At 73.9% G+C, this 19,981-nt stretch carries 17 protein-coding genes; 7 read left to right on the top strand and 10 right to left on the bottom strand.

The features are described 5' to 3' along the window. Positions 1 to 114: 114 nt before the first annotated feature. Both CLT72_RS23230 and CLT72_RS23225 read left to right on the top strand, forming a co-directional pair. A complete protein-coding gene (locus tag CLT72_RS23230; RefSeq protein WP_101413588.1) occupies positions 115 to 1,680 on the top strand; it encodes an AMP-binding protein in 1,566 nt (521 codons plus the stop codon). Between the two features lie 127 nt (positions 1,681 to 1,807). Beyond that, a complete protein-coding gene (locus CLT72_RS23225) occupies positions 1,808 to 3,172 on the top strand; it encodes an MFS transporter (protein ID WP_250102325.1) in 1,365 nt (454 codons plus the stop codon). Positions 3,173 to 3,181: 9 nt separating this feature from the next. On the opposite strand, the gene CLT72_RS23220 is transcribed toward CLT72_RS23225, so the two are convergent. From CLT72_RS23220 to CLT72_RS23200, 5 genes are all read right to left on the bottom strand, one after another. Next, positions 3,182 to 4,030, bottom strand: coding sequence for a hypothetical protein (locus CLT72_RS23220; protein WP_144082315.1), 849 nt, complete (start codon positions 4,028 to 4,030; stop codon positions 3,182 to 3,184). After that, on the bottom strand, positions 4,023 to 4,541 hold the full coding sequence (locus CLT72_RS23215) for a SigE family RNA polymerase sigma factor (protein ID WP_101413585.1): 519 nt from the start codon (positions 4,539 to 4,541) through the stop codon (positions 4,023 to 4,025). Before CLT72_RS23215 ends, CLT72_RS23220 begins: the two co-directional genes overlap by 8 nt. Positions 4,542 to 4,600: 59 nt before the next feature. Continuing rightward, positions 4,601 to 5,848, bottom strand: coding sequence for a phosphoribosylamine--glycine ligase (gene purD, locus CLT72_RS23210; protein ID WP_101413584.1), 1,248 nt, complete (start codon positions 5,846 to 5,848; stop codon positions 4,601 to 4,603). A gap of 89 nt (positions 5,849 to 5,937) precedes the next feature. Next, positions 5,938 to 6,867, bottom strand: coding sequence for a type IV toxin-antitoxin system AbiEi family antitoxin domain-containing protein (locus CLT72_RS23205; protein WP_101413583.1), 930 nt, complete (start codon positions 6,865 to 6,867; stop codon positions 5,938 to 5,940). 186 nt (positions 6,868 to 7,053) lie between these two features. After that, positions 7,054 to 8,343, bottom strand: coding sequence for an adenylosuccinate synthase (locus tag CLT72_RS23200; protein WP_101413582.1), 1,290 nt, complete (start codon positions 8,341 to 8,343; stop codon positions 7,054 to 7,056). 122 nt (positions 8,344 to 8,465) lie between these two features. Here CLT72_RS23200 and CLT72_RS23195 point away from each other — a divergent pair, with 122 nt between their 5' ends. After that, positions 8,466 to 9,629: a diacylglycerol kinase catalytic domain-containing protein gene (locus tag CLT72_RS23195; protein WP_101413581.1), complete on the top strand. Its 1,164-nt coding sequence runs from the start codon at positions 8,466 to 8,468 to the stop codon at positions 9,627 to 9,629. Between the two features lie 1,273 nt (positions 9,630 to 10,902). Continuing rightward, positions 10,903 to 12,423, top strand: coding sequence for a MinD/ParA family ATP-binding protein (locus CLT72_RS23190; protein WP_250102328.1), 1,521 nt, complete (start codon positions 10,903 to 10,905; stop codon positions 12,421 to 12,423). Between the two features lie 123 nt (positions 12,424 to 12,546). On the opposite strand, the gene CLT72_RS23185 is transcribed toward CLT72_RS23190, so the two are convergent. Next, the gene (locus CLT72_RS23185; RefSeq protein WP_101413580.1) at positions 12,547 to 12,975 is read right to left on the bottom strand and encodes a DUF3151 domain-containing protein; all 429 of its coding nucleotides are present in this window, start codon (positions 12,973 to 12,975) and stop codon (positions 12,547 to 12,549) included. A 264-nt stretch (positions 12,976 to 13,239) separates the two neighbouring features. On the opposite strand from CLT72_RS23185, the gene CLT72_RS23180 reads away from it, so the two are divergent. Continuing rightward, positions 13,240 to 14,496, top strand: a complete 1,257-nt coding sequence (locus tag CLT72_RS23180; protein ID WP_374208883.1) for an LOG family protein — start codon at positions 13,240 to 13,242, stop codon at positions 14,494 to 14,496. Positions 14,497 to 14,565: 69 nt separating this feature from the next. Here the strand turns inward: CLT72_RS23180 and fbaA are convergent, their stop codons facing one another. Next, on the bottom strand, positions 14,566 to 15,591 hold the full coding sequence (gene fbaA / locus CLT72_RS23175; RefSeq protein ID WP_089002651.1) for a class II fructose-bisphosphate aldolase: 1,026 nt from the start codon (positions 15,589 to 15,591) through the stop codon (positions 14,566 to 14,568). A gap of 151 nt (positions 15,592 to 15,742) precedes the next feature. Further along, positions 15,743 to 16,126 carry a phage holin family protein gene (locus tag CLT72_RS23170; protein ID WP_101413578.1) on the bottom strand — a complete coding sequence of 128 codons (384 nt, stop codon included), beginning with the start codon at positions 16,124 to 16,126 and terminating at the stop codon, positions 15,743 to 15,745. Positions 16,127 to 16,254: 128 nt separating this feature from the next. Between CLT72_RS23170 and CLT72_RS23165 the strand changes: the two genes are divergently transcribed. Then, positions 16,255 to 16,467, top strand: a complete 213-nt coding sequence (locus tag CLT72_RS23165) for a hypothetical protein (RefSeq protein ID WP_101413577.1) — start codon at positions 16,255 to 16,257, stop codon at positions 16,465 to 16,467. Between the two features lie 54 nt (positions 16,468 to 16,521). On the opposite strand, the gene CLT72_RS23160 is transcribed toward CLT72_RS23165, so the two are convergent. Together CLT72_RS23160 and CLT72_RS23155 are read right to left on the bottom strand one after the other, a co-directional pair. After that, positions 16,522 to 17,583 carry an LCP family glycopolymer transferase gene (locus tag CLT72_RS23160; RefSeq protein ID WP_101413576.1) on the bottom strand — a complete coding sequence of 354 codons (1,062 nt, stop codon included), beginning with the start codon at positions 17,581 to 17,583 and terminating at the stop codon, positions 16,522 to 16,524. Continuing rightward, positions 17,580 to 18,065, bottom strand: a complete 486-nt coding sequence (locus CLT72_RS23155; protein ID WP_101413575.1) for a SigE family RNA polymerase sigma factor — start codon at positions 18,063 to 18,065, stop codon at positions 17,580 to 17,582. The genes CLT72_RS23160 and CLT72_RS23155 overlap by 4 nt, the downstream gene beginning before the upstream one ends. A gap of 179 nt (positions 18,066 to 18,244) precedes the next feature. Between CLT72_RS23155 and CLT72_RS23150 the strand changes: the two genes are divergently transcribed. After that, the gene (locus CLT72_RS23150) at positions 18,245 to 19,813 is read left to right on the top strand and encodes an LPXTG cell wall anchor domain-containing protein (RefSeq protein WP_101413574.1); all 1,569 of its coding nucleotides are present in this window, start codon (positions 18,245 to 18,247) and stop codon (positions 19,811 to 19,813) included. Positions 19,814 to 19,981 lie beyond the last annotated feature (168 nt).

Raw genomic sequence — 19,981 nt, 5'->3', positions numbered from 1 at the left:
CACGTGCCGGTCCGGGCGGCCGCCGCACCCGTACCACCGCGCACCTGATCTCCAGACCGCCCGCGTGGGGCCCCGGCCCGGGGTCCCACGCGCACCGCCTGAGGAGGTTGCGTCATGGACCTGCCGTTCGTCGTCGCCACCCTGACCCGACGCGGGCTGCTCGCCCCCGGCCGGCCGATCCGCGTCGCCGCCCAGCTCCAGGCGCTGCGCAGGTGGGGCTGGAACATCGCCGGCGAACTGCGCCAGGCCGCCGCCCGCGACCCCGACCGCACGGCCCTCGTCGACGAGCAGGGCACCGGCCTGACGTACGCCGAACTGCTCGACCGGTCGGAGCGGCTGGCCCGGGGGATGCGGACAGCGCTCGGGGTGCGGCCCGGCGACCGGGTCGGCGTGCTCTGCCGCAACCATCCCGGCCTGGTCGAGTCGATCGTGGCCGCCACCCTGCTCGGCGCGGACGCGGTGCTGGTCAACACCGGGCTCTCCGCCGGTCAGCTCGCCACCGTCGCGCAGGAGCAGCGGCTGCGGGTGCTGGTGCACGACGCCGAGTTCGACGACCGGGTCGCCAACCTCGCCGCTGAGGTGCTGCGCCTCGACGAGCGCGCCCGGGAGGAACTCGTGGTCGGCTCGCTTTCCGGGGAGCTGCGTCCCCCCGGGCGCGACGGCCGGATCATCGTGCTCACCTCCGGCACCACCGGCGCACCCAAGGGCGCCCGGCGCCCCACCCCGAACGGCTTCGGCCCGCTGGTCTCCATCATCGACCGCATCCCGCTGCACGCCCGGGACACCGTCATGATCGCCGCGCCGCTCTTCCACACCTGGGGATACGCCGCCCTCCAGGTGTGCTTCGCCCTGCGCGCCACGATCGTGCTGCACCGCCGCTTCGACCCGGCCGCCACGCTGGCCGCCCTGGTGGCACAGCGCTGCGACGCCCTCTTCGCCGTACCGGTGATGCTGCAACGGCTGCTGGAGGTGCCGCCGCCGGACCCCCGTCCCCCGCTGAAGGTGGTCGCGGTAAGCGGTTCCGCGCTGCCGGGCGGCCTCGCCCTGCGGTTCATGGACGTCTACGGCGACGTGCTGCACAACCTCTACGGCTCCACCGAGGTCTCCTGGGCCTCCATCGCCGGCCCCGCCGACCTGCGCGCGGCTCCGACCACCGCCGGCCGCCCGCCGCACGGCACCCGGTTGGAGATCCTCGACGCGGCCGGCGAGCCGGTGCCGGCCGGGCAGGTCGGCCGGATCTTCGTCGGCAACGAGATGCTCTTCGAGGGCTACACCTCCGGGGCCGTCCGGGAGCACCGCGGCGGCCTGCTCGACACGGGCGACCTGGGGCGGCTCGACGCCGACGGGCTGCTCTTCGTCGACGGCCGGGCCGACGACATGATCGTCTCGGGCGGGGAGAACGTGTTCCCGTCCGAGGTGGAGGACCTGATCGCCCGGCTGCCGCAGGTACGCGAGGCCGCCGTGATCGGCGTGCCGGACCCCCGGTACGGCCAGCGGCTCGCCGCGTTCCTCGCCCTGCACCCCGGCGAGACGCTCGACCCGGAGGCCGTCCGCGAGTACGTCCGGCACTACCTGGCCCGGTTCTCCGTACCCCGGGACGTGGTCTTCGTGAAGTACCTGCCCCGCAACGCCACCGGCAAGGTGCTGGCCCGCGAGCTGCACCGCTACTACTACAGCTGACCGTTCCCCGGCCGTTACTGCCCGGATGCTCCCCCGCCCCTAGGCTGGCGGCACCATGATCGGTTCCGGACCGCGCCGCCGTGCCCGACACCGCCACCATGCCCGTCACCGTCAGCCACGGCCCCGGATGGCACCGCTGCTGCTGGTCGAGGCGGCGACCCTGCTCTCCAACACCGGCAACGGGGTGGCCAACGTGGCCCTGCCCTGGCTGGTGCTCGAACGCACCGGCAGCCCCACCGCCGCCGGCGTGGTCGCGGCGGCCACCGCCCTGCCGCTGCTGCTGTCCGGCCTCGTCTCCGGCACCGTCGTGGACCTGCTCGGCCGGCGGCGTACGGCGCTGGTCTCCGACACGCTCTCCGCCGTCTCGGTCGCCGCGATCCCGGTGGTCGACGCGCTGCTCGGGCTGAACCTCGGCTGGATCGTGGCGCTGGCCGTGCTCGGGGCGGTGTTCGACCCGGCCGGCCTGACCGCCCGGGAGACCCTGCTGCCGGCCGCCGCACAGGCCGCCGGCTGGCGCATCGAACGCGCCAACGGGGTGCACGAGGCGGTCTGGGGACTCGCCTTCCTCATCGGGCCCGGCGTCGGCGGCGTGCTCATCGCCGCGATCGGCCCCGGCTCGACGCTCTGGGTCACCGCCACCGGATTCGCGCTGGCCGTCGCGATGATCGCCGCCGTCCGGCTGCCGGGGGCCGGCCGCCCCGAACGCCCCCCGTCCGGGCTGTGGCGCGGCACCGTCGAGGGGCTGCGGTTCGTCTGGCGGGACCGGCTGCTGCGGACCATCGCGCTGCTCACGATGGTGCTGGCCGCGCTCTACCTGCCGGTCGAGGGCGTGCTGCTGCCGGCGTGGTTCGTCGGTCGGGGGGAACCGGCCCGGCTCGGCGCGCTGCTCATGGCGATGAGCGCCGGCGGAGTCGTCGGTGCGCTCGCCTCCGGGGTGGCGGGCCGACTGATCCGGCGGCACACCCTGATGGTGATCGCCCTCGTCGTCATCGGGATGGCCCTCGTGGGGCTGGCCACCCTGCCGCCGTTCCCGGCCATGATCGGCTTCGCCGTCGCGATCGGGCTCGCGTACGGGCCGGTCAACCCGCTGTCCAACTACGCCATGCAGACCCGCACGCCCGAACGGTTGCGCGGGCGCGTGGTCGGGGTGATGACCTCCTTCGCGTACGCCGCCGGCCCGGCCGGCTACCTGCTCGCCGGGCCACTGGTGGAGTGGCTCGGCCTGCGTACCGCCTTCCTGGTGCTGGCCGTGGCGCTGCTGGTGGCGACCCTGGGCGCCGCGCCGCTGCCGGCACTGCGGGCGCTGGACGAGCCACCCCGCTACCCGCCCGCCCCGCCCGGCGGCCCGACGAACCGGGTGGAGGAACGCGTCCCGCTCAACGGGCAGTACGCCCCCGCGTCGCACCGGGACGCGCCCCGCGTACAGGGGCGCGTCCGGGTCGAACAGCTGTGGCCGCCCGCCCCGCACCGGGACGCACCCGTTCGGGGCTGACCTCCCGCGTCAGGGATGGAGCGTCAACCCGGGCGTGGTGGCGATGGCCGTCAACTGCGCCACGGTGAGCACCGGCGGCGGACCGAACCGGAACGTCCGTGGCACGCCGTCCTCCCCACCATCGATGTGATAGTTGTCCGTCGTCACCGTCACGGTCGTACCGTCCGCCCGTTGCACCTGCGCCCAGCGCCGCTCAGCGCCCTCCTTACCGGGTCTGGCCGCGCCGAAGGTGAGGGTCCCGCCGTCCGGCAGTTGGCTGCTGCCCGTACAGGAACCAGGGTCGGGAGAGGCGGCACACCCGACGGGCTCATCGGCAGCCGTCGGGATGAGTGACACCGTCAGGTTGTCGACCTGTCCGCTCCCCGTCAGCCGGGCATGGGCGTAGTAGTGCCAGTGGCTCTTCTCGTAGGTGAACTGGACCGGGTCGCAGCCGGGGATCGTGCCGTCAACCGACAGCCCCGCCGGCACGACGGCCGACAGCGCCGGACGCAGCACGAGGGTCAGCCGGGCGACGCCCGCGTCGGGGCGCTCGGTCGGCCGGTCGCGCACCGTGTCGTACGACTGCTGGGGCGCCGGCGGACCACTGGGCTCCGGTTCCACCACCGGACAGAGCGACGCGTCGGCGGACGGCGAGCCGCCACCGACCGGCAGGGTGAGTCCTGCCGGCCCGGCGGCCGGGCCAACGAGCAGCGCCGGTGTCACCGCGACTGCGGCCACCACCGCGACCCCGGTGCCCGCCGCCGCCCAGGTCCGATGACGGCGGCGCCGCCGGTCGTCGGCGATCAGCTGGTCCACGTCGATCCGGGTCGGCGGCGCGGCGGCCACTGCCACCCGGAACTGCTCGGAGAGATCATCCATCGGTGCGTGCCCCCTCGGGTCGGGCCGGCACATCGACGAGGCGGCCCCGCAACGCCTCGATCGCGCGCGCCGACTGGCTCTTGACGGTGCCGGTGGTGCAGCCGAGTTCCCGGGCGGTCTCCTCCACGGACAGGTCGCAGAAGTAGCGCAACACCAGGACCGCGCGGCGGCGCGGCGGCAGCTCGGCCAGCAGGGCGAGGATGGTCAGCCGGTCCGCGGCACCGTCGGTGGCGCAACGGACGGCGCCGTCGGGGACCTCGGCCCAGGCGGCCTCGCGCCGCCACGGTCGGCGCCGCTCGTCCAGCCAGACCCGGAGCAGGGTGCGCCGGACGTACGCGTCGGGGCTGTCCATCCGCGACACGCGCCGCCAGTGCCGCAGCAGCTTGACCAGCGCCGTCGACACCAGGTCGTCGGCCGTGTGCCAGTCGCCGCAGAGCAGGTACGCCGTGCGGCGCAACGGTTCCAGCCGCGCCCCGACGTACTCGCGGTAGCCCTCGATGTCGGCAGGCAATCCCGCCACCTCCTCGCCTCACCGCTCAAACGGAGGCGGGGAGGGTGGAGGTTGCCCGGTCAGCCCGGAATGCTGATCCGCCCCTCGACGGCGGCGGAGGCGATGTCGGTGCGGTGCTGTGCCCCGGCCAACTCCACCCCACCCACCAGCGCGTACGCGGCGTCCCGCGCGGCGGGCAGGTCGGCGCCGGTGGCGGTGGCGCAGAGGACCCGGCCACCGGCGGAGCGCAGCGCCCCGTCGGCGTCTCGGCGGGTGCCGGCGTGGATGATCCCCGGCGCCTCGCCCCCGGTGATCACATCGCCGGTACGCGGGGCGGCCGGGTAGCCCTCGGCGGCGACCACGACCGTGACGGCGGCGCCGTCGCGCCAACGCAGCGGCGGGTGCCCGGCCAGCGTGCCGGTCGCGGCGGCGTGCAGCAGCCCGGCCAGCGGCGTCTCCAGCAGCGCGAGCACCACCTGCGTCTCCGGGTCACCGAAACGGGCGTTGAACTCGATCACCCGGGGGCCGTCGGCGGTGATCGCCAACCCGACGTAGAGCAGGCCCGCGAACGGGGTGCCCCGGCGGGCCATCTCCGCCAGGGTCGGGTGTACGACGTCGCGCATGACCTCGTCGACCAGGCCGGACGGCGCCCAGGGCAGCGGCGCGTACGCCCCCATGCCGCCGGTGTTCGGGCCGGTGTCGCCGTCGCCGATCCGCTTGAAGTCCTGCGCGGGCAGCAGCGGCACCGCCGCCTCGCCGTCGGTGACCACGAAGAGGGAGACCTCCGGGCCGGCCAGGTATTCCTCGACGACGACCCGGCCGCACTCCTCGGCGTGCCGCAGCGCGGCGGCGCGGTCGTCGGTCACCACGACACCCTTGCCGGCGGCGAGCCCGTCGTTCTTCACCACGTACGGCGCGCCGAACTCGTCCAGCGCCCTGCCGGTGCTCGCCGCGTCCGTGCAGGTGTACGCGCGGGCGGTGGGCACGCCGGCGGCGGTCATGACGTCCTTGGCGAACGCCTTCGACCCCTCCAGCCGGGCCGCCTCGCCAGACGGCCCGAAGGCGGCGATCCCCTTGGCGCGTACGGCGTCGGCGACCCCGGCCACCAGCGGCGCCTCCGGCCCGATCACCACCAGGTCGGCCCCGGTCTCCACCGCCAGCGCGGCGACGGCCGCCGGATCGCACGGATCGACGGCCCGCAGCGAGGCGAGCGGAGCGATGCCGGGATTACCGGGCGCCGCGATCAGCTGCTCGACGGCCGGATCCGCAGCCAGCCCGAGCGCGAGCGCATGCTCCCGCCCCCCACCACCAAGAAGAAGTACGCGCACACCCGCATCCTACTGACCCCCTCCCCAGCCCCCGTTGATCATGAGGTTAGCGGCACTGATAGCGATCAACTTCGCCGCAAACCTCATGATCAACGGCGCCGGGCAGCGGCGATGGCCTCGCGGACGGTCCAGGGAATGTAGTCGGGGTGGAGGGTGTCGGACCAGGTGAAGCGGAGCATCGTCCAGCCCGCGTTGACCAGGCGGTTCTGTCTGCGCCGGTCGGCAAAGGCTGCCACGGGGGTGTCGTGGGGTCCTCGGCCGTCGGCCTCGGCGATCACCTTCGGGCCTCGCCAACCGAGGTCACCGATGCCGAGCAGATGGCCATCGTCGTCCCGCACCGCGATCTGAAGGACGTCCGGCGGCACCTTGCCGTCAACGCAGCGAAGCCGCGCGCGGGTCTCCAACGGGGACTGCGCCCGGCCGTCCGCCTCGCCCAGGTGCAGGCGCGCGGCCACGGCGCCCCGCCGGCCTCGGACCAGACGCGGGATGGAGAGCAGGTCAGCGTCGGTGATCAGGCGACGGTTCAGCGCCGAGTCCAGCACCGAGACCGCCGGATACCGGCCGACGCGACGGATCACCTCGGCCACGGTGCAGAGCGGGCTCGTGGCGGGCATACCGCCGACGCGGACGACCGAGGCCGCCGGGTGCTCGATCTGGTGAACCACGAGACCCGGTTCTCGAATCCGCGCCAACCTCGCGGAGGTACCGGGCAGTGCCACGTGGATCTCGTCACTGGGCGGCAGACCGGCGATGCCGTGAAGCTCGGCGGCCGTTCCGAGCACGGCGTGCGCCCGGGGCCCGAGCGACAGCAGGGCCGCGCGGATCAGGTGCCGCCGGGACGCCTCCTCGGTCGCTTTGCTGTCGACGAGATAGACGGCCCGCGCGACGCGGCGCCATCGGCCGAACTTGACCAGGTTGTCGATCTCGTGTCGACCGAGGCCGACACGCATGGCTTGGGCCCGGGTCACCAACCCGTCCTGCCGAGCGGCAATCCGCCGCAACTCCCCCGCGCGATCCATGGCTGACCACCATGGCCCAGTTCACCTGTCCCCGGCTCCCCCTGTGGACAACCACCCCGCCCCTGTGGAAAACCTCGCCCCTGGCCGATCGCCCGACAGGGTTGATCATGAGGTTAGCGGCACTGATAGCGATCGACTTCGCCGCGAACCTCATGATCAACGCGCAGGTTCCCCCAGGGCCAGGGGTTAGGGGAGGAGGGGGTGGCGGAGGACGTTCTCCTCGCGGCCCGGGCCCACGCCCACGACGCTGACGCGGGTGCCGCAGAGTTCCTCGATGCGGGCGATGTAGCGGCGCGCGTTCTCGGGGAGTTCGTCCTCGGTGCGCGCCTTGGTGATGTCCTCCCACCAGCCGTCGAGCTCCTCGTAGATCGGAGTCGCGTGGTGGAAGTCGGTCTGGGTCATCGGCATGTCGTCGAAGCGCTCGCCGTTGATCTCGTAACCGACGCAGATCGGCACCTTCGGGAGGCCGGTGAGCACGTCCAGCTTGGTGACCACCAGGTCCGTGACGCCGTTGAGGCGGCAGGCGTACCGGGCGACGACGGCGTCGAACCAGCCGCAGCGGCGCTCCCGGCCGGTGGTGGTGCCGTACTCGTGGCCGATCTTGCGCAGGTGCTGCCCGTTGTCGTCGAACAGCTCCGTCGGGAACGGCCCGGAGCCGACGCGCGTCGTGTACGCCTTGCTGACCGCGATCACCTTGCTGATCGCCGTCGGCGGGATACCGGCGCCCACGCAGGCCCCGCCGGCCGTCGGGTTCGACGAGGTCACGAAGGGGTACGTGCCGTGGTCCATGTCGAGCATGGTGGCCTGGGCGCCCTCCAGCAGGACCGTCTCGCCGCGGTCCAGCGCGTCCCAGAGCATCACCCGGGTCTCGGCGATGTACGGCTTGAGCCGCTCCGCGTACCGCAGGTATTCCTCGACGGTCTCGTCGACGTCGATCGCCTTGCGGTTGTAGATCTTGAACAGGAGCTGGTTCTTCTCGCGCAGCGCCAGTTCCAGCTTCTTGCGCAGGATGCCCGGGTCGAGCAGGTCCTGGAGCCGGATGCCCATCCGGGCGACCTTGTCCCCGTACGCGGGGCCGATGCCCCGGCCGGTGGTGCCGATCCGGGAGCTGCCGAGATAGCGCTCGACCACCCGGTCGAGGGCGCGGTGGTGGGGCATGATCAGGTGCGCGTCGCCGGAGATCCGCAGCCGGCTGACGTCGACGCCGCGCTCGGCGAGCCCGTCGATCTCTGCCAGCAGCACCTTCGGGTCGACCACGACGCCGTTGCCGATGACGATCATCGCGCTCGGGGAGAGCGCGCCCGACGGCATCAGGTGCAGCGCGTACTTCTGGCCGTCCGGCGTGATCACCGTGTGGCCGGCGTTGTTGCCGCCGGAGTAGCGCACGACGTAGTCGACCCGCTCACCCAGCAGGTCGGTAACCTTGCCCTTGCCCTCGTCGCCCCACTGGGCACCGAGCAGCACGATCGCTGGCATCTTCTCGCCTCCAGAAGGCTCGGGTGCCAGGTGGCGACCGGTCGGCGAGCCCGGGGTGTCAGGCTAACAAGTAGTGGCGGCGCGGCCGGCAGGGGTCGCGTCGGGAGGCAGGAGGCCTTTTCGTGTACGACGTGGTGCTGCTCACCCTCGGCTCGGAGCGCGACGCGCCCGGCGGGGCCTGCGGCAGCGGCGGCTGCTGCGGCGCGGCGCCTCACGAGGGGACAGCGCCTCACGAGGGGACAGCGCCTCACGAGGGGACAGCGCCTCACGAGGGGACAGCGCCTCAGAAGGGGGCCGCCTCGGCCGGCGCCCACGCGACCGCCAGCACCACGGCCGACGCCCACGCCCCCACCGGCGGCACGACCACCGACGCCTGCGTCCCTGGTGCCGACGCCGCGGCCGACGGGCGCTGCGACACCCCACGCGTGCCGGTGCTGGCCTGCGCGGACGCGCTCACCGCCCGGGGCGCCCGCGTCGAGACGGTCACCGCCCGCTCCGACGCCGAGATCGACGAGGTGCTGGCCCGGTTCGACGGCCCGACCCGCCCGGACGGTCTCACCTGGCCCGACCCGGACTCCAAGACCCGGCTCGTGGTCGCCTCGGCCAGCGACGCCCAGTTGCGCGCCGTCGTGCGCCGGCTCGTCCGGCGGTACGCCCCACCGCCGAGCCGCCGCCCCGACGACCTGCCCGGCAACCGGACGGTGCCGGACCTGCCACCGATCGGCGTACTCCCGCTCGATCCGGCGCGGAGCACGACGCACCGTGACCTGGCGGCGCAGCTCGGGCTGCCCCGGGACCCGGCGGCGGTGGCCGCCGCGGTGCTGGACGGCACGCCCCGCCGGCTCGACCTGCTGCGCAACGACGGCGGCTCGGTGACCCTGGACGGCGCGCTCGTCGGCGCCGCCGACGACAACGGCCGGCCGCTGCACTGGCGCGGCCGGGTGGAGGTGGACGACGCCGTGCTCTCCAACGGCGACGACCCGCTGCTGGCCTGCGCGATCGGCAATGCCGGCGGGTACGCCCGACTCGACGACGTGGCCCTGCTCGGCGCCCCGGACCCGACGGACGGCCTGGTCGAGGTGGCGGTGGCCGTGCCCGTGGTGACCCGCTCGGCGTTGGGCAGGAAGCGGGTGCGGCTGGAGGTACGACGCGCCCGGGGGCGGGCCGTGGCCGTGCTGCCCCGCGAGGGGAAGGTCCCGTTCCTCGACGACGGAGCCGAGGGCGAGCTGAGCCGGAAGCGGTCCTGGTGGACCGAACCGGGCGCCTGGGCGGTCTGGGCGAGCTGACCTCGGCGTCCCCGACGCGACCGACGCGACCGGCCCGTGACGGCCGGCCGGGCGCGGCCGCTGGGCCTATCCTCGGCAGGAGGAATGGGGAGGAACCGTGGTGGACGAGAACGTCGACCGGGTCCACGCGCCCGGCCAGCAACCGATGCCGGAGCGGGACATCGAACCACTCTGGCCGCCGGACCAGATCGGCGCCGGCACACCGCCCTGGGCCTCGACCGCCTCACCCCCGTCCCCCGTGCCGCCCCCGGTCCGGCCGGGTCAGCCGCCCTCGCCGGCCGACTATCCGTCCCTGACCGGCGGCGTGCCGATCCCCGGCGCGGCACCCATCCCCGGCGCGGCACCCATCCCCGACGGAGCACCCATTTCCGGCGAGGGGACGACCGCGCCGCAGGGCCCGGGCGCCGGCTGGTCACCACCACCGGTCACGACCTCGGGGACCGCATCGGCCGCTGCCTCGGGGCCTCCGCCGGTCGCGGCCCCATTGCCCCCATCGGTCGACGCCTCGGGAACCGCATCGGTCTCGGGAGTGCCAACGGTCGCGGCACCGGGGGCCTCGGCGGCCGACGCCTCGTGGGGGCCGGGGGCCTCGGCGGCCGACGCCTCGTGGGGGCCGGGCGCCTCGGCCTGGGCGCCGCCGACACCCGCGCAGGGCAGACCGGCCACGCCGGAGACGGCCGGAGACGTGCCCGCTCCCCGGGCCCCGCAGAGCGGGCCCGGCCGGGTCGACCTCGACATGCCCTTCAGCCTCGACCAGCCGGTGGCGCCCGTGCCCGTCACGTCCCCGCGCCCGCTGACCGCCGCCCGGACCTCCCCGGGTGGGGGCGAGCCGACGCAGGGGTTCGCCCGGCGGCGGGAGGATGCCTCGCCGGTCATCGTGGCTGACGCCTCCCCCAGTGGCCGGCCGTCGCCCCACGACGCGTTGCGCGGCCCCGACGTGCCCGCCGAAGCTGACCGCCCCGGTCCGGCCGCCGACGCCGCGAGGCCCGGCCCCGGCGAGCCCGCCGAAGCTGACCGCCTCCGTGCGACCGCCGACGCGACGACGCCCGACGGCCCGTCGGCGGGAGGGCACGAGACCGGCGGCCGGGCGAACGGAATCGCGGCGACGAACGACAGCCCCCCGAACGAAAGTGCCGGCGGCCCGGGGGGCACCGCTGACGGCGGTCCGGCCGACGGAAGCGCCGACGGTGGGGTGACGGGCGGCGGTCCGGCCGACGGAAGTGCCGGCGGCGGGGTGACGGGCGGCGGTCCGGTACCGGGCGGCGGGGCACGGATGCCGGCGGAGTCGCCGTGGGCGCAGCCGCCACAGCGCCCCGCCGCTGCGGCCGCCGCGCCCGGGCCGGGGCCCGGTGCCGCCGGCCCGACCCCCGCGTCCCAGGCTGCCGAACCAGGACAGGTCCCCCAGCAGTACCCGAGCCAGCGCGACCCGGCCGACCATGGCCCGCACCCGTGGGGGCCGAGCGAGCCGGGCGCACCCCGGCAGCAGGACCCGCCCCAGACCGACGCCCTCCACGGCCCGAGCCCACAGGACCAGGCTGGGCAGGACCCGCACGCTGGGCAGGACCCGCCGGTCGGGCCCGCCACGGACCTCGGGGCCGGGCCGGCAGCGCCACAGCAGGCCGCACCGCCCGGGCCCTACCCGCCGCAGCAGGGCAGCCCGTACCCGCCGCAGCAGGCCGGGCCGCCCGGGCCGTACCCGCCGCAGCAGGGCACGTCGCCGCCCGGGCCGTACCCGCCCGGTTGGTATCCGCCGCCCTGGCCGCAGGCCGCCCCGGGCGGCCCGGCTCCGCAGCAGGCGTACCAGCAGGCGGAGGGGGTCACCGCGGTGCCGCCGGCGCAGCCCGACGCCACCTGGCATCCGGCGATCACCGACCCGCCGACCGCCGAGGACTTCGCCCGCCGCCGGCAGGTGCGGCCCGCCGACCCGGTGGCCACGATGGGCGTACGGGCGGTGGTCAACCGGATGGGGCTGCGGCTGCCGCCCGGCCGTCACGAACAGGAGGTACGACGGGACATCGAGACGGTACGCCGCAACTTCGGCGGGCTGCGCCAGGTGACCGTGGTGAACCCGAAGGGCGGCGCCGGCAAGACGGTGGCCATCCTGCTGCTGGCGATGACGTTCGGCCAGAAGCGCGGCGGCTACGTGCTGGCCTGGGACAACAACGAGACCCAGGGCACCCTCGGGATGCGCGCCCAGCAGGACTTCCACTCCCGGACGGTGCGGGACATGCTGCGGGACCTGGGCCAGTTCCAGGGCGCGCACGGGCGGGTCGGCGACCTGTCGCAGTACGTCCGCTCGCAGGGCGAGGGGATGTTCGACGTCCTCGCCTCGGACGAGTCGGCCACCGGCGGCGAGATGCTCACCGCCGCCGCGTTCGCCGAGATCCGCGAGGTGGTCAGCCGGTTCTACAAGCTGATCTTCGTGGACACGGGCAACAACGTCCGGGCCCAGAACTGGCAGGCCGCGATGGACGCCACCGACCAGTTGGTGGTCACCATGTCGGCCCGCAACGACTCGGCGGAGACGGCCGCCCGGATGCTGGACCACCTGGAACAGAGCGGCCGGCAGCGGCTGGTCCGGCAGGCGGTCACCGTGGTGTCGATGCCGCCGTCACGCAAGGAGATCGACCTGCCGGCGATCCAGGAGCACTTCGCGGCGCGCACCCGGGCGGTGCTGCTCGCGCCGTACGAGCGCCTCATCGACACCGGCGAGCCGATCCGGTACGGCGGGCTCTCCGCAGCCAGCCGGGACGCCTGGCTGAAGATCGCCGCCGCCGTCGCGGAGGGGTTGTAGGGCGTCGCCGGGGCCCCGGTCACGCCACCGGGGGACCCGGCGGGCCGACAGGTGGGCGGTCAGGGGACCTGGGCGAGCCGACGGCCGGGGCGGGTTGAGCCGCGCCGGCCGTCGGACCCGCCGTCAGTTGCTGGCCAGCGCGTCCGCGGCGGCGGGGTCGCAGTCGCGGAGGAACTGGGCGCAGCGGGCCGCCTCGTCGGACTCGCCGATCTCGTCGGCCGCCCGCGACAGCACGTAGAGGCAGCGCAGGAAGCCCTGGTTCGGCTCGTGCGACCACGGCACCGGACCGAAGCCCTTCCAGCCGCTGCGACGCAGCTGGTCCAGGCCCCGGTGGTAGCCGGTGCGCGCGTAGGCGTACGCCGGAACGACCTGGCCGGCGGTGAGGGCCCGCGCGGCCAGCGCGCCCCAGCCGGCGCTGTAGGTCGGGAAGCGCGCCGCCACCTCGGCGTGGGCCTCGTCGCTGCCGGCCTTCTCGGCGGCGGCCAGAGCGGCGTCGGCCTCGTCGTGCGCGGGGAGGAGGGTGGCCGGTGGTTCCGGCAACAGGTTCTGCATCGCCCCATTCAACCCGCTTCGCACCGGGGTGCGCGAGGGGGTTGGGCGAGCCGGCTGGCTGAACGGCTGAGGAGTTGGTCACGCCTGCGGCCCATGCCGCCGGCCGATACTTTCGACTACAACTATTGGTCCGGAGCCTCCCCAGGACCGGGTACTGCGGAAGCCCGGCGGCCACGACCGCCGGGCTTCCGTCGGTCCGGCCCAGGTCGGGCGGCGAGCCGGCGCAGGTTTGGCCGGTTGACCCGGCGGGGCAGGATGGCCAGGGTGCCGACCCCACCTCCCGCGGACGTCATCGAGCCGCACACCTGCACCGACGAGATCGAGACCCGTGCCGAGTTCGACCGGCGGCTGACCACCGGCAGCCTGGTCGGGCTGACCGTGCAGGGGCTGCGGCTCGACCTCGATCCCGTCCCCGACCTCACCGCCGTCGAGGTGACCGGCACCCTCTTCGTGGGCTGCCGCTTCGCCTCCCGCGAAGTCGGCGCCGACCTGGTCCGGCGCGGCGCGAACGTCGTACCGCCGTTCTCCGGACTGCCCTACCCGACACAGCCGTCCCACCTCTACACGCCGGAGGACCTGGCCGCCGGCTTCGCCGAGGGCGGCTTCGCCGGGATGTACGACACCCGGGTCTACGAGCACTTCCGCGCGCACGGCGGCGCGCTGCCGGACGTCCGGGAGGCGCTCGGTCAGCGGCTGCACGACCACGGCGTGGACAATGCGCTGGCCGACGCCACCCGCGCCTGGCTGGCCACCCACGGGCCGCAGTCGGTGGTGGGCATCATGGGCGGGCACGCGGTGCCGCGCGGCAGCGCGCCGTACCGGGTGGCGGCGGTGCTGGGCTGGGAGCTGGCCCGGGCCGACCGGCTGGTGGTGACCGGCGGCGGCCCCGGGGTGATGGAGGCCGCCAACCTCGGCGCCCACCTCGCGCTGCGGCCGGTCGAGGACCTGGACGCCGCGATCGACCTGCTCGCCACGGCGCCCGACTTCACCGACCACGACCGCTACACGGCGGTGGCGCTGCGGGTCCGGGAACTCTACGGCCGGCCGGTGGCGCTGCCCGGACTCGGGGCCGCCGACCCCGGCAGCGTCTCCCGCGCCGACTCCGCGGAGCTGGCCGGCGGCGACGTGGACTGGGCCCGCGCGGGCGGGCTGGCCATCCCGACCTGGCTGTACGGGCACGAACCGGCGAACCTCTTCGCCGGCCGGATCGCCAAGTACTTCTCCAACGCCATCCGCGAGGACACCATCCTGCGGCTGGCCCGGGGCGGGATCGTCTTCGCCCCGGGGCGGGCGGGCACGGTGCAGGAGGTGTTCCAGGCGGCCACCAAGACCTACTACGGCACCGACGGGGCCAGCGGCGCGTACGTCTTCCTGGACCGCGCGTACTGGACGCACGAGCTTCCGGTGGAGGCGCTGCTGCGGCCGCTGCTGGGCGCCTCGCCCTTCGGCGACCTGTCGTCCTCCGTGCATCTCACCGACGACGTCCACGAGGCCGTCCGGGTGCTCACCGCGACGCCCTGACGGTCCCCGACACGCCGACGGCCGGCTCCCGGGGCGGGGAGCCGGCCGTCGGTCGTACGCGTCAGCGCGTCACTTCGCCAGCGTGGTGCCCGTCGAGCGCAGGTGCTCGCAGGCCTCCGCGACCCGGGCGGCCATGCCGGCCTCGGCGGCCTTGCCCCAGACCCGCGGGTCGTACATCTTCTTGTTGCCGACCTCGCCGTCCACCTTGAGTACGCCGTCGTAGTTGCGGAACATGTGGTCCGCGACGGGCCGGGTGAAGGTGTACTGGGTGTCGGTGTCGATGTTCATCTTCACCACGCCGTAGTCCAGCGCCTCGCGGATCTCGGAGAGCAGCGAGCCGGAGCCGCCGTGGAAGACCAGGCTGAGCGGCTTCTCCTTGCCGTACTTGGCGCCGACCGCCTCCTGGATCTGGTTGAGGATCTCGGGGCGGAGCTTGACGTTGCCCGGCTTGTAGACGCCGTGCACGTTGCCGAAGGTCAGCGCCGCCATGTAGCGGCCCTTCTCGCCCAGGCCGAGCGCCTCGACCATGGCCAGGCCGTCCTCGACGGTGGTGTAGAGCTTGTCGTTGATGGCGTTCTCGACGCCGTCCTCCTCGCCACCGACCACGCCGACCTCGATCTCGAGGACGATCTTGGCCTCGGCGGCCCGGTCGAGCAGCTCGGCCGCGATCTGGAGGTTCTCCGCCACCGGCACGGCCGAGCCGTCCCACATGTGCGACTGGAACAGCGGCTCCTGGCCGGCGGCCACCCGCTCCTTGGAGATCTGCATGAGCGGCCGGACGAACTTGTCCAGCTTCTCCTGCGGGCAGTGGTCGGTGTGCAGGGCGATGTTGACCGGGTACTTCTTGGCCACCTCGTGCGCGTACGCGGCGAACGCCACCGCGCCGGTGACCATGTCCTTCACGGAGGGGCCGGAGAGGTATTCCGCGCCACCGGTCGAGACCTGGATGATGCCGTCGCTCTCCGCGTCGGCGAAGCCCTTCAGCGCCGCGTTCAGGGTCTGCGAGGACGTCACGTTGATCGCGGGGTACGCGTACCGGCCGGCCTTGGCGCGGTCCAGCATCTCCGCGTAGGTCTCGGGGGAAGCGATGGGCATGTCGAACGCTCCTTACTTACCGCTGTCGGCCGTCACCGGCCGCTGTTGTCCCTGGGTGCGCCGGACCGCGCTGTCCACCGTCGGCAGTATCCCGTAGAAGACGGGGGCCGGCACAACCGACCCGGTACGCGCCCGGTCCCTGGCCGCCTCCTCACCGCCCCTCCCACCTGTCGGGCACGACGACGCTGATCAGCCAGGTCACCACGGCCATCACGATGGCACCCCAGAACGCGGCCCAGAAACCGTCCACCTGGAACGGCAGGTCCAGCGCCCGGGCGATCCAGTCGGTCAGCAGGAACAGCAGGGCGTTGACCACCAGCGCGAACAGGCCGAGGGTGAGCAGGTAGAAGACGCAGCCGACCACCTTGATCAGCGGCTTGAGCACCGCGTTCACCACGCCGAAGATCAGGGCCACGACGACCAGCGTGAGGGCGGAGTTGGTGCCGGACCGGCCGCTCACCTCCACCCCGGGCACGACCAGCGTGGTCACCCACAGCGCGACGGCGGTGATCGCCAACCGGATCAGGAAGCCCACCGTCCCATCCTGGCACCGGGGGCACCGGCCGGTGGGTCGATTCGGTCGACTCGGCTTCCGAGCGGCGGGCGGGTGCAGCCCGTACGGTGTGTGGGGAACTGTCCGCCGAGATCCCGGGAGGGACTGATATGGGTCAGCCCGAAGAGGACTTCGCACCCAGCGACCACCTCAGCCCCGAGGAGCGCGACATGGAGGCCGAGCCGGCCGACGCGGTCGAGCAGGCCGCCGTGGTCGATCCGGGCGACGCCGACACCGAGCCCCACCGTGGCCTGGAGGTCGGCGACTGGGACGCGATGGAGCAGGCGCGGGTGGTCGGTGCCGACGAGGAGGACTACCGCTGAGCCGCACGCGGGCCGGCCGCCACCGGACGATGCCGGTGCCGGCCGGCCCGCGCGTCAGCGGGTCCGGTTGACCCGGTCCGGATGCTGCGCCACCCACTGCGCCAGCCGGTCCTCCCGCAACGCCGCGAGGAACGCGGGCGCCTCCTTCGGGTCCGGTGACAGCCGCCAGCCGAGGTCGTCCGGCGGCCCGACCGGGAGACTGAGCCCGACCGGGTCGACGGACCCCAGATCCGGAAGCACCTTCAGCAGATCCACCAGTGACGTACCGTCGCTGCCCAACACCAGGTCCGCATTGACGGTGCTGACCAGGGCGAAGAGCCTGACCGGGTCGGTCAGCACCCCCTGCTCGCCGAGACGACGGATCAGCCCGGCGGCGAAGAGCTGCGCGTGCCGGTCCCGGTCGAGCCCGCCCTCGGGCAGTCCCCGCCGCTGCCGCAGCAGGTCGACGGAGGCGGCGCCGTCGAGCCGCTGGCAGCCGCTCGGGAAGACCCGCTTCGTGTGAAAGGAGCGCACCTCGCGCGGCAGGCAGACCTCCACGCCGCGGACCTCGTCGGTGAGCCGACGCAGCACCGGGTAGGTGAGCACCGCGCCGGCGTCGACGCGTACGCCGGTCAGGTCGGTGACCACCCGGCGGGTCAGCTCGTAGCCGCCCGTCAGGTCTGGCCGGGGCTCGCCCGCGCCGTGCAGGAAGGCGGCGTTGAGCTTGTCGGTCCCGTGCCCGGGAATCGCCACCGCCAGGTCGCGGGGCAGGGAGATGAGGTACGGCCGGCTGCGGTCGGCCGGGATGTGCACCAGCAGGACGGAGTCCGCCAGCCGGTAGGGACGTTCCGCCGCACCGTCCACGCCGAGCAGCAGGATGTTCAGCGCGCCCGTCGGCGCCGGCCCGGCGGGCTCGGCGAGCAGGGTGGCGTCCCCGGCGACCCGGTCGGGCATGAGGTGGGGTACCCCGATCCCGAGCACGCCGAGCAGTGCCAACGCGGCACCGCCGGCCTGTAGCCGGCGCCGGCGACGGCGGCGGGCTGCCGCGAGCCGGTCGATGGCGGAGCGCAGCGGACCGACGGGCGGGGTCAAGACTTCGTGCCGGGCGAAGGCGGCCCGCAGGTCGTCCTCGATCACGATCGGGCCTCCACGTATTCGGCGCGCAGCGTGGCCAGGGCGCGGGAGATGGACGAGCGGACCGTCCCGACGGCACAGCCGAGGATGTCGGCGATCTCCGCGTCGGGCAGGTCCTCGTAGTAGCGCAGCACCAATGTGGCCCGTTGCCGGCGCGGCAGGCCGGACAGCCAGGACCACACCTGGTCCCGGTCCACGGCGTGCTGGGCGTGGTCGGCCGGCACCGGCACCGCCTCGTCGGGCTCGGCGCGCAGCAGCACACGGCGCATCCAGGAGCCCCGCCGCCAGTCGACGTACTGGTTGGTCAGCATCCGGCGGACGTAACGCTCGGGCGAGTCGGCCCGGGCCACCCGACGCCAGTTGAGCTGGACCCGGACCATGGTGTCCTGCACCAGGTCCTGCGCCTGGTGCGGGTCGCCGGTCAGCATGACCGCGTACCGCAGCAGCGCGGCCAGCCGCGAGTCGGCGAACTCCTCGTACGTCACTGCACCTCCCGGACTCCTGCTCCTGATGACGGATGCGGGCGGCCGGAACGTTGCGGCGATCCTGGTGAGCCGTTCGGTCGATGTTTGCCCACCGGAGGCCGACCGGGCAGCGGCGACTCTTAAGGAGTCCTTAAGATCCGCTGGCCACTCCTGGCATTCCTACGGGAGGAACCCCCCACATGCTCAAGCACTCCACTCGGCGCTGGCTGGCCGGGCTGGGCGTCGCAGGCGCGCTCGTCGCCGCCTCCGCCTCCCCCGCCGCCGCCGCCGCGCCGGACGGCATCAAGCTCTACTTTCCGGACACCACCGTCGCGCTCGACACGCCGGGGAAGGTCCGGACGCTTCAGCTCTACACCGAAGTGCCGACCATGCTCCACAACGTCAGCGTCCGGTACGACTACCGGTCCCTTGCCGGCAAGGTCACGGTGGACCCGACGTTCGACGCGGGCGACTGCGAGACCCCCGAGGCCGGCGTGCTCGTCTGCCGCGAGCACCTTCCAGTCCAGGTGGACGAGTACTACGGCGCCTGGCTGAACGACCTGGACATCGTCGCCACCGACAAGGCAAAGCTCGACGACGCTGGTGACCTGAAGATCAGCTTCCGGGTCGGCGACAAGGAGCGGGCGACCTACACGGCGAAGATCCGCGTCGGCGAGGGCGTCGATCTGGCAGGCGGCCCCGAGCAGCAGTTCAAGGCTGCGGTCGGCGGCTCGGTCAAGGCGGACCTGACCGTCGCCAACATCGGCCAGACGACCGCCAGGGGCGTGGTCGCGCTGTTCGACAACGACTACCCGATCCGCGCGAAGGACAAGTTCAGCAACTGCCTCTACGCCGAGGACTTCGTCATCGCCTGCCAGTTCGATGAGGAAATTCCGGCCGGCGAGGGGCGCACCACCACGCTGAACTACCGGATCGCCGAGGACGCCTACGCGCCGTCGAACGCGTACGGCAACACCCGGTTCATGACCCCCAGCGACTTCGAGGAACTCTTCGCGGTCCGCGAAGCCTCTGGGGCTAAGGCCGCCCGACGTGGCGCCGGTGCGAAGCTGACCCTGGCCAAGGCCGCCGCCAAGACGGCCCGGGCCGCCCAGACGGACACCGATCCGGACAACGACTTCTCCCCGCTGCTGATCGAGATCACCGGGAAGAACGGCGCCGACCTGGAGGCGATCGGCGACAAGCTGGACGGCGCAGCCGGCAAGGTGGTGACGGCCACCGTCGGTTTCCGGAACAACGGTCCGGCGACGCTGGAGAACTTCCGCACGGACTCAGACGTCACCTACGTGAACGTCACCGTGCCCGAGGGCACCACCGCCGTCGAGGTGCCCGGCGACTGTGCGCCACGCGAGGGCGACCGGACGAACTACTCCGAGGCCGGCACGCCGGGCGCCCGCGAGTACCGCTGCTACCCGGGCCCGTTCGCACCCGCCGGGGAGGCGCTGACCGTGGAGTTCCGCCTGCGCATCGACAAGGTGATCGACAACGCGACCGGCGCGGTCAAGGTCAACGCCCCGTGCGAGTGCGAGGGCGGCTTCTACGACGACCTCAAGCCCGCCAATGACGCCGCCAAGATCCTGGTGAACGCGTCCGGTGGCGAGGGCGGCGGCAACGGTGACGGTGACGGCGGCACCCTGCCGATCACCGGTGAGTCCACCGGCCTGATCGCCGGTATCGGCGGGCTGCTGCTCGTCGCGGGCGTGGGCGGCTACGTGATCGCCAAGCGCCGCAGGACCCGCTTCGTCGCCTGATCCATCCGCACCACCGGTGCCCCGTCGACCCAGGCCGGCGGGGCACCGCCACATCCGGGCGCCCAGAGCCACCGGACGAACCGCAACCACGACGGGTTTCCGGGGGAGCCCCGCCCGCGCAGGGATCAAGCCTGACCGCCCGGAGCGGGCGGGGCTCCCCCGGAAACC

The sequence above is a fragment of the Micromonospora sp. CNZ309 genome, from assembly GCF_002846525.1.
This window is presented reverse-complemented; position numbering and strand designations above follow the sequence as displayed.

Coding starts and splice junctions, on each gene's coding strand:
- CLT72_RS23230 (WP_101413588.1), top strand. CDS start 115: ATGGACCTGCCGTTCGTCGTCGCCACCCTGACCCGACGCGGGCTGCTC.
- CLT72_RS23225 (WP_250102325.1), top strand. CDS start 1,808: ATGGCACCGCTGCTGCTGGTCGAGGCGGCGACCCTGCTCTCCAACACC.
- CLT72_RS23220 (WP_144082315.1), bottom strand. CDS start 4,030: ATGGATGATCTCTCCGAGCAGTTCCGGGTGGCAGTGGCCGCCGCGCCG.
- CLT72_RS23205 (WP_101413583.1), bottom strand. CDS start 6,867: ATGGATCGCGCGGGGGAGTTGCGGCGGATTGCCGCTCGGCAGGACGGG.
- CLT72_RS23200 (WP_101413582.1), bottom strand. CDS start 8,343: ATGCCAGCGATCGTGCTGCTCGGTGCCCAGTGGGGCGACGAGGGCAAG.
- CLT72_RS23190 (WP_250102328.1), top strand. CDS start 10,903: ATGCCGGCGGAGTCGCCGTGGGCGCAGCCGCCACAGCGCCCCGCCGCT.
- CLT72_RS23185 (WP_101413580.1), bottom strand. CDS start 12,975: ATGCAGAACCTGTTGCCGGAACCACCGGCCACCCTCCTCCCCGCGCAC.
- fbaA (WP_089002651.1), bottom strand. CDS start 15,591: ATGCCCATCGCTTCCCCCGAGACCTACGCGGAGATGCTGGACCGCGCC.
- CLT72_RS23165 (WP_101413577.1), top strand. CDS start 16,255: ATGGGTCAGCCCGAAGAGGACTTCGCACCCAGCGACCACCTCAGCCCC.
- CLT72_RS23150 (WP_101413574.1), top strand. CDS start 18,245: ATGCTCAAGCACTCCACTCGGCGCTGGCTGGCCGGGCTGGGCGTCGCA.